General features: G+C 51.7%; 1 protein-coding gene. It reads right to left on the bottom strand.

What is annotated here, in order from left to right; genetic code table 11:
* Positions 1–246: 246 nt before the first annotated feature.
* Positions 247–1,257, bottom strand: a 1,011-nt coding sequence (locus tag ACE1BR_RS22955; protein WP_374874381.1) for an IS630 family transposase, incomplete at its 5' end; no start/stop codon positions are given.

Below are 1,257 nucleotides of genomic sequence, written 5' to 3' on the forward strand. Positions count from 1 at the left end.
GCAGCTCCAGAACAACTGATGCCCAAAACCACCAACAACAATAAATCAACTCAAATGCCACTCCTGCTCTAGGTAGAGCATCGCGGCCTCTGAGTGTGTAAATGTTTTTATGACGCACGTGTAACCAGTCCCGAGGGCAAGATGTAGGGAGTAACCCGACAGACAAAGGGACATTAAGCAGTAAAAGGCACATCGGGGTGGGTGGAACGTCGGGAGTATTCTACTAAATAACTGATCCCAATAGTGCTACACCTTCGCTGTGCCATAGCCATTCCCCGGGAAAGGAGACACGGTATCCATGAAGTGTTTCACTCGGCCCAGCAGGCTGGCCATTCCTCTGCATTGATGATTGCGCGTGACGGTTTCATGTAACTTGTGCCACAACCGTTCTATGTGATTAACCCAAGGGCTGTAAACTGGCTGGAACACTAAGCAAAACTTGGGGTTCTTCTTCAACCATCGCTCGGTCTGTTGGCTTTTGTGAATGATGTAGTTATCGAGGATCAGCGTGATGGTTTTGGCTCGTCGGTAGTGGCGGCGCAGCTTTTCCAGCATGGCGATAAACAGGGATGAGTTTTTCTTTATCCCGCTGACGTAAAGTACTCTTCCATTGCCTGTATGGAGAACGCCTGCCAGGTAATGTTTGGCGTTCTGTCCCGGTGTGACAACCCGCTTTTGCTGCGCTCTGAACATCCAGTCGGCCCCTAATTTGGGATTGAGGTCTATATCGACTTCATCTTCATAAAACACCGGATTATCGGCATCACAACGGGCCAGTGCGTCGTCGATATTCGCCATTTTCTCCTGATAGGCAGGGTCTTTTATCCGCAAGGTCGGCACGGGCCTTCGCCAGACAATACCCATACGAGGTAACCATCGGCGGAGCGTGGAGGCTGCCATATTGAGCCCCGTTAACCGATTGATTTTGATAGCCAATAGTTCGGTACACCAGCGGCTGCGCTGATAACCAAAATCTTGCGGAGAAAACTGCATGAGCAGCACCAGTAAGGTGGCAATCTTGGCGACAGGTAAGACTGGGGCACGGCCAGCCGGTAAGGCTTCTAGAGCCCCCACACCTTCATCCCGATACCACCGAAGCCAACGGCCGATGGTCGAGCGAGCAGCGCCGGTAAGGTGATGAACATCAGTGATCGTGCGTCCTTCATGTAACAGCAAGATGGCCATCAAACGACGAGCATGCCCTTTATCACGGGTGGCATGGATGATTTTGTGAATACGGCGCCGTTGTGGTCGTGG

Origin of the sequence: Aeromonas sp. MdU4, from assembly GCF_041929505.1 — a bacterium.
Taxonomy (GTDB): Bacteria; Pseudomonadota; Gammaproteobacteria; order Enterobacterales; family Aeromonadaceae; genus Aeromonas.